At 37.3% G+C, this 15,621-nt stretch carries 14 protein-coding genes, 1 tRNA gene and 2 pseudogenes; 6 read left to right on the forward strand and 11 right to left on the reverse strand.

Annotation, left to right across the window (positions count from 1 at the left end; all coding sequences use genetic code 11):
* Positions 1–82: 82 nt before the first annotated feature.
* Both BUC21_RS16415 and BUC21_RS16420 read right to left on the reverse strand, forming a co-directional pair.
* Positions 83–424 (reverse strand): annotated as a pseudogene (locus BUC21_RS16415) (methionine-R-sulfoxide reductase); the annotation flags it as partial.
* Between the two features lie 36 nt (positions 425–460).
* A pseudogene (locus tag BUC21_RS16420) lies at positions 461–982 on the reverse strand (lipocalin family protein); the annotation flags it as partial.
* Positions 983–1,250: 268 nt separating this feature from the next.
* On the opposite strand from BUC21_RS16420, the gene BUC21_RS05505 reads away from it, so the two are divergent.
* Positions 1,251–3,119 carry an alpha-L-fucosidase gene (locus BUC21_RS05505; protein WP_073400011.1) on the forward strand — a complete coding sequence of 623 codons (1,869 nt, stop codon included), beginning with the start codon at positions 1,251–1,253 and terminating at the stop codon, positions 3,117–3,119.
* Positions 3,120–3,775: 656 nt separating this feature from the next.
* Here the strand turns inward: BUC21_RS05505 and BUC21_RS05510 are convergent.
* The 4 genes from BUC21_RS05510 to BUC21_RS05525 all read right to left on the reverse strand — a co-directional run bounded on the left by BUC21_RS05510 (position 3,776) and on the right by BUC21_RS05525 (position 7,303).
* The gene (locus BUC21_RS05510) at positions 3,776–4,531 is read right to left on the reverse strand and encodes a DUF169 domain-containing protein (RefSeq protein WP_073400013.1); all 756 of its coding nucleotides are present in this window, start codon (positions 4,529–4,531) and stop codon (positions 3,776–3,778) included.
* A 227-nt stretch (positions 4,532–4,758) separates the two neighbouring features.
* Positions 4,759–6,183: an ammonium transporter gene (locus BUC21_RS05515; protein ID WP_073400015.1), complete on the reverse strand. Its 1,425-nt coding sequence runs from the start codon at positions 6,181–6,183 to the stop codon at positions 4,759–4,761.
* 39 nt (positions 6,184–6,222) lie between these two features.
* Positions 6,223–6,576 carry a P-II family nitrogen regulator gene (locus tag BUC21_RS05520; RefSeq protein WP_073400017.1) on the reverse strand — a complete coding sequence of 118 codons (354 nt, stop codon included), beginning with the start codon at positions 6,574–6,576 and terminating at the stop codon, positions 6,223–6,225.
* Between the two features lie 22 nt (positions 6,577–6,598).
* A complete protein-coding gene (locus BUC21_RS05525) occupies positions 6,599–7,303 on the reverse strand; it encodes a hypothetical protein (RefSeq protein ID WP_073400019.1) in 705 nt (234 codons plus the stop codon).
* Positions 7,304–7,989: 686 nt separating this feature from the next.
* On the opposite strand from BUC21_RS05525, the gene BUC21_RS05530 reads away from it, so the two are divergent.
* The 3 genes from BUC21_RS05530 to BUC21_RS05540 all read left to right on the forward strand — a co-directional run bounded on the left by BUC21_RS05530 (position 7,990) and on the right by BUC21_RS05540 (position 9,606).
* Complete coding sequence (locus BUC21_RS05530; RefSeq protein ID WP_073400021.1) at positions 7,990–9,195, forward strand: uracil-xanthine permease family protein; 1,206 nt, start codon at positions 7,990–7,992, stop codon at positions 9,193–9,195.
* 84 nt (positions 9,196–9,279) lie between these two features.
* Positions 9,280–9,480, forward strand: a complete 201-nt coding sequence (locus BUC21_RS05535; protein ID WP_073400022.1) for a hypothetical protein — start codon at positions 9,280–9,282, stop codon at positions 9,478–9,480.
* Positions 9,481–9,533: 53 nt separating this feature from the next.
* Positions 9,534–9,606, forward strand: a tRNA-Trp gene (locus BUC21_RS05540).
* Positions 9,607–9,623: 17 nt separating this feature from the next.
* On the opposite strand, the gene BUC21_RS05545 is transcribed toward BUC21_RS05540, so the two are convergent.
* The 5 genes from BUC21_RS05545 to BUC21_RS05565 all read right to left on the reverse strand — a co-directional run bounded on the left by BUC21_RS05545 (position 9,624) and on the right by BUC21_RS05565 (position 14,630).
* Positions 9,624–10,202: a LutC/YkgG family protein gene (locus BUC21_RS05545; RefSeq protein WP_073400024.1), complete on the reverse strand. Its 579-nt coding sequence runs from the start codon at positions 10,200–10,202 to the stop codon at positions 9,624–9,626.
* Positions 10,203–10,221: 19 nt separating this feature from the next.
* On the reverse strand, positions 10,222–11,589 hold the full coding sequence (locus BUC21_RS05550; RefSeq protein ID WP_073400026.1) for a lactate utilization protein B: 1,368 nt from the start codon (positions 11,587–11,589) through the stop codon (positions 10,222–10,224).
* Complete coding sequence (locus BUC21_RS05555) at positions 11,586–12,326, reverse strand: (Fe-S)-binding protein (protein ID WP_073400087.1); 741 nt, start codon at positions 12,324–12,326, stop codon at positions 11,586–11,588. The genes BUC21_RS05550 and BUC21_RS05555 overlap by 4 nt, the downstream gene beginning before the upstream one ends.
* A gap of 48 nt (positions 12,327–12,374) precedes the next feature.
* Entirely contained in the window at positions 12,375–13,871 is a 1,497-nt protein-coding gene (locus tag BUC21_RS05560; protein WP_073400028.1) for an L-lactate permease, read from the reverse strand.
* Between the two features lie 195 nt (positions 13,872–14,066).
* Positions 14,067–14,630, reverse strand: a complete 564-nt coding sequence (locus tag BUC21_RS05565; protein ID WP_073400030.1) for a phosphorylase family protein — start codon at positions 14,628–14,630, stop codon at positions 14,067–14,069.
* 280 nt (positions 14,631–14,910) lie between these two features.
* Here BUC21_RS05565 and BUC21_RS05570 point away from each other — a divergent pair, with 280 nt between their 5' ends.
* On the forward strand, positions 14,911–15,204 hold the full coding sequence (locus tag BUC21_RS05570; protein WP_073400032.1) for a hypothetical protein: 294 nt from the start codon (positions 14,911–14,913) through the stop codon (positions 15,202–15,204).
* A gap of 22 nt (positions 15,205–15,226) precedes the next feature.
* The gene (locus tag BUC21_RS05575) at positions 15,227–15,541 is read left to right on the forward strand and encodes a cell division protein ZapA (RefSeq protein WP_073400034.1); all 315 of its coding nucleotides are present in this window, start codon (positions 15,227–15,229) and stop codon (positions 15,539–15,541) included.
* The last annotated feature ends 80 nt before the right edge of the window (positions 15,542–15,621 follow it).

A 15,621-nucleotide genomic window follows, 5' to 3' on the forward strand; every position in this document is an offset into this window, starting at 1 on the left:
ATCCATCTCTTCATGAATCCCCCTCGTCACAGTACGTGTTGCTGTGTTGGGGGATCTCTCTTTTTATCTATTTCGAAGATTCAAAATCAAGCGAAACAGAGTTTACACAATGTCGCACATTTTTAGGAGTAAAACCTTCACCCTTAAACACATGTCCCAGATGACCTCCACATTTGGCACAGACTATTTCAGTACGTTTTCCATCGGCATCGGGAATTCTTTTTATGGCACCAGGAATCTCATCATCAAAACTAGGCCATCCACATCCTGAATCAAATTTATCTTCTGAACGGTAAAGCGGAGCACCACATTGCTTACATCTGTAGATTCCTTTCTCGTGGTGATTATAATAGATACCGGTAAACGGTCTTTCTGTTGCTTTATTAAGAATAACAGCTTTCTCTTCGGGAGTTAATGTTTTCATAACTGTTGATTTTTGATTTATTGCATCTTTTTGTTTAACCCAGATTAACTTTGAGGTATCATATCCTCGCTGCTTTGCCTTTTCAAGAAGCAGATTCAGTGTTTGCTCTGGAAGTTGCGGGGTACGGCTAAGAATCCACAGATATTTATCCGAGCTACTACCAATTAACACATAATTGTAATCTTTATCAAGTTCCATCACAAAATAATCTCCGTAAAACCACAGAAAGAAAGAGACTTTCAGCTTACCGGGTTCGGCAGGATTGGGAAGTTTAGCCTTTCCTTTGGCTATTTTATATTCTCCGGAGAAATCATTCTTATATCCACTATTCAGCACTTGAATCTTTCCATCGGGCAATAAAGTATATTCTGCCGTACAACCTACCAAGCCTCTTTCAAAACGATGGTCGAACCGGGCAATTTCATACCATTTACCCATATATCGCTGAAGATCCAATGATTTAACTGTTTCTGTATTTATTTGTTTATCAGAACTCTGTGCACAAGCTGCAAAGAGTGGCACACTCATAGATAAAATTAGTGATAATATAGCTTTCATATCTTTTCCTTTTTTTGTTTATATAAACAGAATATCAGCATTTAATGTTTTAAGAAGAGAAAGATAGAATTAAATTTCCAATTTAACAAAACTAAAAATATTAATTACCAGATTAATTTCAACTTTATATTTTAAAAAATATTATTTTTGTAGCTGCTAAAAATTAATATATAATCTTTATTAATTAAATAATCTAATAAGTTATGTTTTACCAATAACCTCTTATCCATTCCATATTATCTATTGAAATTACTTTAATGACTTTATAATGAAAAGACTAAATTTTACTATTGTAGGTGCATTGCTCACTCTGTTTACCGCACAGGCGCAAACAGAAAAGTACTATACAAAACACCTTGATTTCCCAGAAAATGCATCATTGCAACAAAAAGTAGAGATGGCTGCAAGGCTTGTTCCGTCGAAAGAGCAACTTGCATGGCAAAAGACTGAATTAACAGCTTTTCTCCATTTTGGTGTGAATACTTTTACCGGACGAGAATGGGGTGACGGAACTGAAAAAGAAACGGTATTTAATCCTACAGAACTGGATGCCGAACAATGGGTGCGCAACTTGAAAGAATGCGGATTTAAAATGGTAATTCTTACCGCCAAGCATCACGATGGTTTCTGCTTGTGGCCAACTAAAACGACCAAACATTCCGTAGCTTCTTCTAACTGGAAGAATGGCAAAGGTGATGTGGTTGGCGATTTAAAAAAGGCATGCGACAAATATGGAATGAAAATAGGACTTTATCTTTCTCCATGGGATAGGAATGCATCTTGCTATGGCGATTCTCCCGCATACAATAAATTCTTTATTGCACAACTTACCGAATTGCTTACTAATTACGGCGAAGTGAATGAAGTATGGTTTGACGGAGCATGCGGCGAAGGCCCTAACGGGAAGAAACAGGTATATGACTGGGATGCATTTTACAAAACAATCAAACGTCTGCAACCAAATGCTGTTATGGCAATCATGGGTGATGATGTGCGATGGGTTGGCAATGAGAGCGGTATGGGCCGAGCTGCGGAATGGAGTTCAACAGTACTTGTACCCGGCATTTACGAACGTTCTACCGAAGTTAACAAAGCATTAGGTATTGATGCTCAATCAAAAGATCTGGGCAGTTGTGAGATTTTAGCCAAAGCAAAAGAGCTTTTCTGGTATCCTTCCGAAGTGGATGTTTCAATCCGTCCGGGATGGTTCTATCATTCTGAAGAGGATAATCAGGTAAAATCACTGGAGAAACTGACAAATATTTATTTCCAGTCGGTTGGTTACAACTCTGTTTTATTGCTTAATATTCCACCCGACAGAAGAGGCTTGATTCACGAAAACGATGTAAAGCGTCTGAAAGAATTTGCTGCATATATTAAAGAAACATTCTCTGATAATAGAGTGAACAATGGAAATAAACTATGGAAAGCTGCTGAAGGAACATCTAAAGTGTATACGCTAAAACCCGGGTCGAAAATAAACACTGTATTGTTGCAGGAAGATATAACCAAAGGTCAGCGAATAGAGTCGTTTGTTGTTGAAGTGTTTAACAATAATAAATGGAGAGAAGTTGCCAGCGGAAAAACGGTAGGCTACAAACAACTGGCTCGCTTTCCGGCTTGCACAACCAGTAAGATTAGAGTTACTGTCAAAGAAAGTCGTCTCACAGCCAACGTGAGTAATGTTGGCGCCTATTATGCTAAACCTCTTTCAAAAGAAACTGAGAATATGAGGCTAAGCGATGTTTCACAAAAGAACTGGAAAGCATTAACAGAAGGTGCTTCTGCAGCTATTGACAACAATCAGAAAACTTTCTGGAAAAGCAAATCCCTTTCTCCTCTTGTAATTGATATGGGAGAAACAATCAAGATCAAGGGATTTAGCTATGCACCTGTTAGTAGTGAAGATAAATCGGGGACGATCTACACTTATAGATTCTTTGTTAGTACTGACGGAGAGAATTGGACCAGATGTGAATGCAGCGGAGAATTCAGTAACATTATGCACAACCCGATACCTCAATTTGTACATTTCGGAAAAGAGTATGATGCCCGTTACCTGAAACTTGTTCCTGTAAGCGAAATAGGAAACAAGCAATTTATTACTGTTTCAGAACTGGGAATATTGACAAAATAGAAAATTCTTATTCTTAATAAGTAAGAGGGTATCTCAAAAGGGTGCCCTCTTTTATATGCGCGGAATTTTTCTTCTTTTTTCTGTATATATACGGGGTGAAATAAAAAAGCCCGCGGCTTATAATCAACCAATTAGCTTAAAAAGTAAAACAGATTGTCAGAAAACTTCCTTTATAGTTTCTCTGAAAAATAGAAAGAGCGAGTTAAAAAGTGTTTCATGATTGATTTTAAGCACTATATATGGGGATAAAAAAGAACTAAATTTCGAGCATTTTTCAATAATATTACAAATAATACCAATAAAGCGCTCTCACAAAGTGGAAAAAGCTATTTACACAGTTGATCCATTAAAAGTATACACTTCATATACAACTATTTAGGGCAATAAATCAATTATGTAAAACATTTAAACTCAAATCAAGAATAGATTACACATAAAAGGCCTGACAATACTATAATAAATCGCTATATTTTAGTAGCTTTTCATACTTATAAAAAAGGCTATCTTACTTTTTGAACAGCCTCTATTTTATAATGAATTTGCAGAAAGAATAAGCAGAGTAACACTTTATTTATATCCCCATAATTATTCACCAATAATTAAAATCCATTCGCCAATGCATAAAATTTATTGGTGAATAATTTTCAGCATTAAAACTATTCTATTTGATTTTTAATACCCATTCTTCCTGTAATTTTCGACCAACTATCTGTAATTAGGAAGCTTTCTTCCATTTCATCAATCATCTCTGCAAACTTTGAAAAAGGAATAGAGAAGGTCAGTATATCACCTTTTACAAATTTACGGGCCGAAGGATCAAAAAGCCCAAGTACAGATCGCTTTGTTCCGTTCAATTCTTCTCTGTAAGGATAGTAAACAATTGAAGCACAACCTGCACCAAAAGGAGCTATTACAGCATCGGGAGCAGCGCTGTTAAAATTGGCCAGCGTAAACAGGCCGGAGATCACATCGGGAGTAGCAAAGAATATAACTCCCTGGGGAGTATCCTCCTCCGATATCCTATCCCAGCGCTTGAAAATAATATTCTTTTTAACCGGAATAAAGGGAAGCTGTTTCATACATTCGGTTACAAGTTCCGGTGTACGTTTATATCGCTCGCCTTCACCTTTTTCATCATGAGAAAGAAAACATTCAAAACCTGGAAACATTGACTGAGAAAATCCCAGATAACGCTTACCACCACGGCAATTTACACATTCTTCCTGCATATAAACAGACTCTCCTCTTCTTACCTTTAGCAATTGAGCAATAACACACCGATGTCCTTCAACGGTTTTTTCTTTCTCAACTCCCATTGTACCATCCGAATATTGGAATGTTATAGGTAATTCAGCATTCGGGAAATATTTCTTCCACAACAACACAAATTTATCCTTCAGTTCTTTATTCATAATACTTTTAAGGCTAATGATTAAAAAAACACCTACACTTATTTTAAACTACTCAATTAATATTTTATGATCTAAAAATAACTCTTATTTTTAGATTATCAATCAACTATATGTTAAAACAGCAATCCCATTAATATAAATATACGCAAAAAGGACACCTCTTCACAGAGGCATCCCTTTACAACAAACAACAACTTTTTCTTAAGAAAAACTATTACCTATTTGTGTTATTCATTTTCACTATAAGCAATTTCACCATGTTGTGAAATATCAAGACCATCTGATTCGGCTTGTTTACTTACTCTCAGTCCTATTGTCTTATTTACAATATAAAACAAGATTATTGTAAGCACCGCACTATATATAATTGCAGCCAGTGTTGCTACAATCTGTACCCATAGTTGGTGCCAGTCGCCATACAAAGCACCTTGTGCACCGCTTTCACCAGTAATTACGCGAGTTGCGAATACACCGGTAAGTATAGATCCTATTATACCACCAATACCATGTACACCAAAGGCATCTAGTGTATCGTCATATTTCAATTTAGGCTTAGCATATGCAACCATGCAAAAGCAAATAACTGCTGTTGCCAAACCAATAAAAATAGATCCTGCAACATCAACAGTTCCGGCAGCAGGAGTTATTGCTACTAAACCGGCAACTGCACCTGTACAAAATCCTATTGTTGTAGGTTTCTTATACAAGAACCATTCTAAAGCCATCCATGTTACTGCCGAAACACATGCAGCCATATGAGTAACTAAGAAAGCATTGGCTGCTAAACCATCGGCAGCCAATCCGCTTCCGGCGTTGAAGCCCATCCAACCTAACCATAAAAGAGCAGTTCCAATGAAAACGAAAGGAGTACTATTTGGAGTAAGAGTATGCTCGTTAGCTTTATACCCTTTTCTGCAACCAAGCATAACAGCCATTACAAGAGCAGAAATACCAGCATTGATATGAACTACAGTTCCACCGGCAAAGTCGAGTGCTCCCATCTGTTGAAGCCATCCGCCTCCCCAAACCCAGTGAGCCATTGGGTTATAAACGATGATAGACCAAAGAATTGAAAATACTAAGAAACCCGAGAATTTAATTCTTTCGGCAAATGCACCAATAATAAGCGCAGGAGTAATTACTGCAAACATACATTGATACAATGCAAATATCAATTCGGGAATATTACCTGCAGTTAATGCTTTGGTAGAAATTCCATGCAGAAAGATTTTATCAAATCCTCCAATAATAAAACTCAAAGGATTGCCCGATGCCTTAAAACTGGTATCGAACACCCAGCTATATCCAAAAGCAATCCAGATTATGCTTATTACGCCAGTAAGAATAAGGCACTGCATCAGAATACTGAGAATATTCTTTTTACGGACCAAACCACCGTAAAATAGTGCCAATCCGGGAATTGTCATCATTAAGACCAAAATAGTTGCAACTATAATCCACGCAGTATTTCCTGAATCTAAAGTTGCCACCTCCTGAGCAGCTACCGCCGGCGTAGTGGCGGCAGCTGCCTGTACCGCAATTGTTGTATCAGCCACTGCTGTACTTACTGAATCCTGAGCTATAATATCAGAATGAACACCTAAAAACAGCAAAAGAAAAAACGCTATATATTTTATATATTTTCGACTCATAATCTTTTCAATATTTATTAATACCTACCTAATTATATCTTATTTCTTATCTTTATCATACAAAGATTCGTCACCTCTATCTCCGGTTCGTATGCGTATTGACTCTTCAATGCTGGAAACAAAAATTCTTCCATCGCCACTTTCTCCTGTGTATGCAGCTTTTAATATCGCATCGATTGATTTGTCCATATTCACGTTTCTAACTACAAACGAGATGTAAATGCGCTCTATCGCATTAATATCATACGCTATTCCTCTAAAAATCAAACCCTGTCGGGCTGTACCCTGACCTTTTACATCCCACCATGATAAGAATTCGATATCAGCTTCATGCAATGCTTTACGCACGTCGTTGAACTTTGACTTCCGAATAATTGCTTCAATCTTTTTCATACTTGTAAATTTGTTATATATGTTAGAATTTTACACCAAAAACAAAATAAGCTCCTTCAGTTTCAGGATTTACTGCTACTTTGGCAAAGGCCGGAATAGAGAAGGAATCAGTAACCTTTATTTCTTTAGAAGCAGAAACAGCTATGTTATTTACTGCAAACTTATCTGTTCGGGTTGTATAAGCTCCATCCCAGGGAGTACAACCTACTTCTGCTTTCAAATCAGTACTACCCAGTTTAAAAGGAACACTAGCCTCAACATAGGTAGAATATGCTCTCTCACCATCTTTCTTATAATAATCATTTCCTGCAAAGTTGGTATTCCAGCTTAATGCAAAAGGACCAAAATTATACCCAACAGTAGCTTCATACACATGTGAAGTTGAATGAGAAGCATAATTGAAATATTTTATCGGTGAAAAATAATAATCAGTAACTGCGAAATTTAAATTACCGGTTGTATATCCCACTGTAAAATCCAGTTCCCGGGTATCTTCTTTATCAAATCCAACTGAACCCCAAGCAGTTAAAGAAAGTCCGGATTTTACGACTGATATTGTGGGCTGAATACTTACACCGCCTAAATTCTGTCCACGCCAATAATAACCACTCACCAAATCAGCTCCTGTTGAAACGACGACTTTATCCTGAGCTTTTACATTTGCAGATAAAAGCAAAGCTGTTGCAACAGCAAGCAAGCATAAACGTTTTTTTTCTGTTCTTCTCATGTTCTTTTCGATTTTAGTTTGAATAATTGTGGAAGTCTAATTGCGCACTTAAACTATTCCGTCTTTTTCACCATTCTTTTCAATCACTGATACTTTATGATGATTTCTTTTCCGCCAAATTAAAATAATGGCTTATTACTTATTACATTACTTTACAACTCTCTATTTATCACTTTGATATATATATTTATATTTAGATTTCTTTTTGATTTTATTTTCTGCAAATATATGATATTATGAAATCAGAATAAACAAATCAGCTTACATTTAATAATAAAATATTAGGCTTGTGATAAATTGAAATATCACAAGCTATAATTACATGCAATTTGTTACTTTAAATACCTTTATTAAAACAATATGAAAGCATAATCAAAATATCACTAGACAAACAACATATTAATCAAACTAATTATTTAAAAAATGATATTGATTTGCAAGCTCATACAGAGAAGATGAGGATAGTAGATAATATCAAAAAGAAAGCAGAAAAACAGATTTACTTACTAAACGGAGTATTGTTATTAAATTCATGAAAAGACTAATGCACCAGTATATTTTTAAAAATCGAGTTATTACACTCAGAAAAACTATTTAGAAAAAGACAAAAACTTGATTCCTATTTTGTAGTATGAAAATAAAAAACGACCTTTGGCCGATTTTAATATAAACCCTCATTTTTACTTATGGACAATAACAAACAACTGGGCGCATTTCAAAAAACAATAGTTGGCGTTCAATTTCTTTTTGTGGCATTCGGGGCAACCGTTTTAGTTCCACTGTTAGTAGGGCTCGATCCTTCAACAGCTCTTTGTACAGCAGGAATAGGTACTTTAATCTTTCATTTAGTTACGAAAGGTAAAGTACCTATTTTTTTGGGCAGTAGTTTCGCATTTATAGCACCAATAATTAAAGCAACTGAGCTGTATGGTTTGGCCGGAACACTTTCCGGGCTTGTTGCCGTAGGTTTAGTATATGGATTAATGAGTGCAATTATTGCCTGGAGAGGTACAAGTTTTATCCGCACCCTCTTTCCTCCTGTGGTTATAGGGCCGGTTATTATCCTGATTGGTATATCATTATGCAGTTCCGGAGTAAACATGGCAAAAGAAAACTGGATACTGGCAATTGCTTCTTTAGCTACAGCTGTTCTGGTTACATTACTAGGTAAAGGATTACTAAAATTAATTCCTATTTTCTGTGGAATAGTAGTAGGATTTGTATTAGCATTTATCTTAGGTGCGATAGATTTTACTCAGGTTGTCAATGCTCCATGGTTTGAACTTCCTAAATTTATAACACCCGAATTTTCCTGGGGAGCGATATTCTTTATGGCACCTGTAGCTATTGCACCTATCATTGAACATGTTGGCAATGTCTATGCTGTAAATGATGTAGCCGGAAAAGATTTTGTTAAAGATCCGGGATTACACAGAACAATGCTTGGAGACGGACTTGCTTGTATGGTTGCAGGCACATTAGGCGGACCTCCCGTAACAACTTACTCAGAAGTAATTGGTGCAATGTCTCTTACTAAAATCACAAGCCCTTCAGTTATACGAATTGCAGCAGTTACTGGTATTGTTTTCTCCATGGTTGGAAAGATCAGCGCTTTATTGAAAACAATTCCGAATGCTGTATTAGGTGGAATAATGATGCTTTTGTTTGGTATGATTGCTTCTGTAGGTATTAACAACCTCATTCAATCCAGAACAAACTTAAGCGATCCACGTAACATTATTATAGTATCTTTGATATTAACCTTTGGCATAGGTGGAGCCGTATTCCAATTTGGAGATTTTTCAATGACAGGCATTGGATTGGCAGCCGTACTAGGAGTAATACTAAACCTTATACTTCCTAAAGAAAGAAAACAAGCATCAGCAGAATAACCTTTCCTAAGGAAATAATCGTATCTTTGTAGCCCGCAATTATGTGGGCTACATTTTTTTAATATAAAACTTAACTATCTGAAAATGAACGAAGAGATACAGAAAGCAATAACCGAAGGCATCGCTTTTAAAAAAGGCAAAGATTCTTCATCAGGAAAAAAAGAGGAACCAAGAGTCAAAACTAAAGCCAAAAAAACAACCTATATTAAAGGGACTCATGGCTCTGGTTCAGCAAAGATGAAAGCTGAGTACAGAAGGAAAAGAGCTACAAGACACAAGAATTAATCGAGGCAAGTGTTGCATATCTAAAATATTACATTACCTTTGCACCCGCAAACACGGAAGTAGCTCAGTTGGTAGAGCACCGGTCTCCAAAACCGGGTGTCGGGAGTTCGAGCCTCTCCTTCCGTGCTTTTAAGCACAAAGAGTTATTTCAATATAACCATTAATCCTTTAGGGCCATGCGCCCCAATCACCAAAGCTTGTTCTATATCTGCCGTTTTTGAAGGACCGGAAATAAATACACCGAAGCCATATTGTCCTATTTCCATTTGCCGGTAAGCTTCATGCATGTTATTCACTAGTTTATTTTTATCTAGCACAATAATCAGCTTCTCGGAAATAAAGTAAAGTGCTTTATGCTTCACATTCTGATCCATCCATACCGCTCCGTTTTCAGCCACACCAAACAAACCTTCCACAATGGCAAGATCTGTTCCGTTCAGCTCCGTGGAATTCTCCAGTTCATCGGGATTAAACGTGTTGCAGGTAATATATGAAAGAGTAGAACCAATCCTCTTCGCTTCAGGATTAAGTCTCATAATCATTTCATTTAGATTTTCGCCTTCTTTTAAAATCAGAAACTCTCCCCCTACAAACTGCAACATTTCACAGAATTTAGCCTGCTTGTCGGGATAAGTAATCGCATCAACAGACAATTCCGGTTTTTCATATTTTGTTTGAGTATGTTTACGAATACTTTCCAATATCAACTCTTTACTATTCATAATTATCTTTTTCTTTGCGTTATTTTACTTTATTCTTTTTCCACATCTCATTGAAAGACTCTTTTGCAAACTCAGGAAGCTCACGTCCTTTTCCCCATTCGTTCAAAAAGTTATATTTAATGAAACGAGGCAATACATTCACTACAGGAGACATCCAAAGTGCTGAATTAAATAGTATGGGGCGTTCCATTAGAAACTTCATGCCAGCAGACATTACCTTTTTCTCTTTGCTGGCTTTCCCTATCTTATCCATTTCTTGCCTCCAACGATAGATTTGTTCTCCCAAATCTACCTTAACCGGACAGACGTGTGAACAGGAAAGACAAAGAGAGCAGGCGGACAGATTATCAAAATATTCTGTAGCCGAATAAAGCATTCCCAGATTTATACCGATAGGACCGGGAATAAAGTAAGTATATGAGTAACCGCCACTACGACGATAAACAGGGCAAGTATTCATACAAGCACCACAACGGATGCAGTTCAGGGTTTTGATATGATCCGGTTGACCAAGAATCTTACTTCTTCCGTTATCTACTATAATGATATGGAATTCACCTCCTTCACGAGGTTTGCGGTAATGTGAAGTATAGGAAGTTACGGGTTGGCCGGTAGCCGAACGAGCCAGTAGACGGGTAAACACACCCAACGATTCCTGATCCGGTACAATCTTCTCCATTCCCATGATTGCAATATGAATTTTAGGACAGGAAGTACCCATATCCGCATTCCCTTCATTTGTACAAACCACAATATCTCCCGTGGATGCCACAGCAAAATTGGCCCCGGTCATTGAAGCCTCAGCATTCAGGAACTTATCACGCAGATGTTTACGTGCGGCACGAGTTAGATAAGTGGGATCAGAATTTCCTTTCTCGGTTCCTAATTTCTCTTCAAAAAGCTCACCTACCTGCTCACGCTTGATATGAATAGCCGGAAGAACGATGTGACTAGGAGGAACATCCATCAATTGAAGAATGCGTTCACCTAAATCTGTTTCCACAACTTCAATGCCTTTTTCTATCAGGAAAGGATTTAATTCGCACTCTTCTGCCAGCATTGATTTACTTTTCACAAAATGCTTCACATCATGATCACGAAGAATACCGAGAACTATTTCGTTATGCTCTTTCGCATCTTTTGCCCAGTGAACAATTGCACCATTGGCCGTTGCATTTTTCTCGAACTCCTGCAACAATTCTTCCAGATGACTGTTTGAGTATAGCTTTATGTTACAAGCCAAATCTCTGAGTTGTTCCCATTCCGGAATATCCTTACTCATTTTATCGCGCTTGGCTCGCACCATCCAAAGGGTTTCATTGTGCCAGGCTGCCTGTTTCTTGTTTGCGACAAACTTAGCTGCCGCTATGGAATGTTTGGTACTCATAATTGTGAAGCTAAAATTTCTACAATGTGAATTGTTTTAATAGGGAGTTTCTCTCGTTTTATGACTCCTTCCATATGCATCAAACAAGAGCTGTCTGCTCCTGTAATGTATTCCGCTCCAGTTTCAATATGGTCTTTTACTTTATCCTGCCCCATGCAAACGGAGATTTCGGGTTCTTCAATGGCAAACATTCCCCCAAAACCGCAGCACTCATCCACATGACTTGGTTCAAATATCTCCACACCTTCCACCAATGAAAGTAAATCACGCAGTTTAGAATAATAAGGAACATTCATCTCACTTGATGAAGAGAGGTAAAGTTCGCGCACCCCGTGGCAACTATTATGAATGCTGACTTTGTGAGGAAACTTAGCATTTAGCTTCGTAGGTTTCACCACATCGTGAATAAACTCACAGATATCGTATATTTTGCCTGAACTGGTACATTCATGATGTTCTTTTGCCAGTATACCCGCGTGATTCTCCTTCACAAAGGCCACACAACTGGCAGATGGTCCTACAATATAGTCGTAATCTTTAAACAAATTATCAAAGCGCTTTGCCAATTGAAGCGCCTCTCCCTCAAATCCTCCATTCGCCATTGGCTGTCCGCAACAGGTCTGGTCCAGCGGATAGTCTACTTCAAGGCCCAAACTCTTCAGCAATCTGTAAGATGCCACACCCACCTGAGGATAGATTGCATTAATGTAGCAAGGGATAAACAAACCAATTTTCATCATTCGTTTAAATTCTTTTTATGTTTATACTTTATCACGTATTAGATTCTAACTAAAAATATACACAAGCAGCCCGGTAATAACCACGTACATCAGAGCATAAGGAATAGCTGCTTTCAGAATTTCGCCTTCTTTTCCTTGTTGCCCGCAAGCGGAAGTGGCAATTGCAATACTTTGTGGAGAAATAATTTTACCTCCTGTTGCCCCCACTGTATTAGCTGCAGCAAGCCATTCCGGATCCACAGAAATATGTCCGGCCACTGTGGATTGAAGCTTACCGAAAAGGATATTGGAAGAGGTATCACTACCCGTTATAAAGGTTCCAAGACATCCAATGAACGGTGCAAAGAGCGGATAAAGAGCTCCGGTAGCTGTAGCCAAAGCTATTGCAATAACGCCAATCATCCCCGCTTTGTCCATTATAGTGGATAAAGCAACCAGACAAATGACCGTCACGAAGGTTTTTCTCAGTAAAGTAAAGGTGCGCCATAACACAGCAAATATATTCTTTACTTTTGCTCCTTGAATAAGTCCACCCACAAATGTACCGATAAATAATAAAACTCCGGCATGTGTAAGCCAGAAAATAGAATAAGCAGTATCATGACCATTAATAGGTAACACTATATTTGTAACCAGATGAGTACTTAATACATGGCGGAGCGAAGGAAACAGCGGACTGCTCAGAATAATGAGGAACAGAATGAGTAGATAAATACTCCACGCATTAACCACATCCTTTAGCTTTGGGCTCTTTGTAACCTCCTGATCTTTCTTTGCAGTCAGTTTACCATAAGTCACAATCACAATAATAGAAAGTATGCTTCCAATAATAGCCGGTGATTCAGCTCCCATGTAACGGGCAGCGACAAACTGTCCCACAAAAGAAACTCCTCCTACCAGTAAAGCCAGGAAAAGATTCCGTGGCAAGGATTTAATTTTCGGATCGGTAAGAAACAGCAAGACAAGGGGAATCAGAAACATCAGTACGGAGAGTTGCAGCACCACATTGGCACTTAAATGCAAAACATTAAGATTGGTTTCTTTGGCAAGTACCAACACCGGAGTACCAATAGCACCAAAAGCGGTAGCCACACTGTTTGCAATCAGACTGACCACGGCAGAAAATATAGGTTTAAATCCCAGGCTTATAAGGATTGCAGCAGGAATGGCCACAGCTGTGCCAAATCCGGCCATTGCTTCCAACAATCCTCCAAATCCCCAGGTGAGCAATAATACCTGAACGCTTTTATCTGATGAGATAGAAGTAAACTGTTGTTTGATAATCTCCATCTTTTGAGTATGCAACAATATATTGTAACTGAATATTGCCATCAATATAATAATCAAAATAGGAGAAATTGCTTTTAATGCTCCGTACAGAAATGAAAAGAAAATTGTATCTGCCTTAGCATGAAATGCCAGAAATGCAATCAGAATAGTCACAACAAGTGAGATTACACTACTTTTATCTCCCGGCATTTTTAAGAATGCCATTAAAACGATGAGGAGTAAAACGGGAATAACAGCCCAAAATAGTTCCATATAATATTGATTAAAAGATAAAACAATCAATGTTACTAACTACGGAATAGAATTGCCGGATTTTTATCAGAGAATAATCTCCTCCGTATCTTATAAAAAACAATACGAAAGAAAGAATGTTCAGCTAAAAAAGACTTCTCATTATTGCCAAAGGCAAGAGCATATATTCTTCATTTAGATTATTAAAAAACAAAATCAGACCAAAGAAAGGTTATTCAGAAAACTACTCAATCCTTCACGAGCATCAGCCAGTTTGTCTTCCCAGTGTTTAATGGAGTTTTCACCAATCTTATCAGTTACATATTTTACGGAAATAAAAGGAATGTTCTTCATTTGGCACACTTGTGCCTGAGCAAAAGCTTCCATATCGAAAACATCTCCATGCGAATCGGCTGTCTCGGTCAGGAAACTATCTCCTGTATTACATACACCTTCTGGTTTCCAGTCGCAGCAATAGCCTTTATCAGTAAGCAAGGCTGAAGAATCTATTTCATGCTCCAGACCCAGACATTCCACCTTCTGAAGATCGCGGTCAATAAAGTGTCGACATACAAATACATCTCCCACGCTGTGATCCAACGTACCTGCGGTTCCAATATTTATCACAATATCAGGATTATCCTGTACCAAAGCATCCATTAATCGAATGGTAGCTTTTACTTTACCAATACCGGTACGGACATATTTTATATCGCAATCAGGAAAGTTCACTGCAATCATCTCATCAGTTACAGCATGAGTTATCAAAACTTTAAGCATATTTCATTTGTTTATAGTACAACAAAGATAAATAAAACAATCAGGAATAATTCTTTTGAAGTCCCAAAAGAATTTAACCGATTATCATAAACAGATATTTTATTGAAAAACATTATATGCAATATTTATTTTTTTTTTCACTTAAGTATAAAACAGTCCTCAGATATGCAGGAGAATTAAGCTAATTGAAACTATTTTTAGCAATTATATGCATTTTTCGTAGAAAAATTTTTGTAATTTCAGACTTAATTGTATTTTTGTGTACAATTTGGGCATAGAAATGACAGAGGAAGATAAAAAGTTATTAAGTACTTTTGAGGCAAGGCTTAGGCATTTAATGTATTTACATGACGAATTAAAGCGTGAAAATACAGAAATCAAGCAACTTCTGGAAGCAAAACAAGAAGAGGTCGCAAAATTGCGAAGTGACTATAATGAGCTGGAAGTCGTATATGCCAATTTGAAAATAGCAAAGACAATTAGCTTAACAAGCAATGAGGTAAAAGATACCAAACAAAGATTGTCTAAATTAGTGCGGGAAGTCGACAAATGCATCGCTTTATTAAATGAGTAATTAACATGAAATAAGAAGATGTATGAACGATAAGATAAAAATAAACCTGCAGATAGCAGATGAGTCCTTTACAATGACCATTAATCGTGATGAGGAAGAGTTGTTCAGGAAAGCTGCCAAGCAGGTAAACGATAGAATGAACGTGTATCGTTCGATGTATAAACCATCCGGAATTCCGGGAGCCAAAGTGTATGGTCCAAAAGACTTTCTGGCAATGGTTGCTTTTGATTTTGCTTGCAACAATTTAAAGTTGGAAGAAAAGAATGATACATCACCTTTTACTAATAAAATTGAAGAACTGACGCAAGAATTGGAAGAACACTTCAGAAACGAGTAAAAGCCAAGAAACACTCTATCTGTTTTTTGAGAATATTAACCCCGCACTACTGATACCCGGAATTTAAAGTTTTTCCGTGT

Origin of the sequence: Bacteroides luti, assembly GCF_900128905.1 — a bacterium.
GTDB classification, from domain to species: domain Bacteria; phylum Bacteroidota; class Bacteroidia; order Bacteroidales; family Bacteroidaceae; genus Bacteroides; species Bacteroides luti.

Coding starts and splice junctions, on each gene's coding strand:
- BUC21_RS05505 (WP_073400011.1), top strand. CDS start 1,251: ATGAAAAGACTAAATTTTACTATTGTAGGTGCATTGCTCACTCTGTTT.
- BUC21_RS05555 (WP_073400087.1), bottom strand. CDS start 12,326: ATGAAAATTGGTTTGTTTATCCCTTGCTACATTAATGCAATCTATCCT.
- BUC21_RS05515 (WP_073400015.1), bottom strand. CDS start 6,183: ATGAGTCGAAAATATATAAAATATATAGCGTTTTTTCTTTTGCTGTTT.
- BUC21_RS05545 (WP_073400024.1), bottom strand. CDS start 10,202: ATGAATAGTAAAGAGTTGATATTGGAAAGTATTCGTAAACATACTCAA.
- BUC21_RS05550 (WP_073400026.1), bottom strand. CDS start 11,589: ATGAGTACCAAACATTCCATAGCGGCAGCTAAGTTTGTCGCAAACAAG.
- BUC21_RS05575 (WP_073400034.1), top strand. CDS start 15,227: ATGAACGATAAGATAAAAATAAACCTGCAGATAGCAGATGAGTCCTTT.
- BUC21_RS05525 (WP_073400019.1), bottom strand. CDS start 7,303: ATGAGAAGAACAGAAAAAAAACGTTTATGCTTGCTTGCTGTTGCAACA.
- BUC21_RS05510 (WP_073400013.1), bottom strand. CDS start 4,531: ATGAATAAAGAACTGAAGGATAAATTTGTGTTGTTGTGGAAGAAATAT.
- BUC21_RS05560 (WP_073400028.1), bottom strand. CDS start 13,871: ATGGAACTATTTTGGGCTGTTATTCCCGTTTTACTCCTCATCGTTTTA.
- BUC21_RS05530 (WP_073400021.1), top strand. CDS start 7,990: ATGGACAATAACAAACAACTGGGCGCATTTCAAAAAACAATAGTTGGC.
- BUC21_RS05535 (WP_073400022.1), top strand. CDS start 9,280: ATGAACGAAGAGATACAGAAAGCAATAACCGAAGGCATCGCTTTTAAA.
- BUC21_RS05565 (WP_073400030.1), bottom strand. CDS start 14,630: ATGCTTAAAGTTTTGATAACTCATGCTGTAACTGATGAGATGATTGCA.
- BUC21_RS05570 (WP_073400032.1), top strand. CDS start 14,911: ATGACAGAGGAAGATAAAAAGTTATTAAGTACTTTTGAGGCAAGGCTT.
- BUC21_RS05520 (WP_073400017.1), bottom strand. CDS start 6,576: ATGAAAAAGATTGAAGCAATTATTCGGAAGTCAAAGTTCAACGACGTG.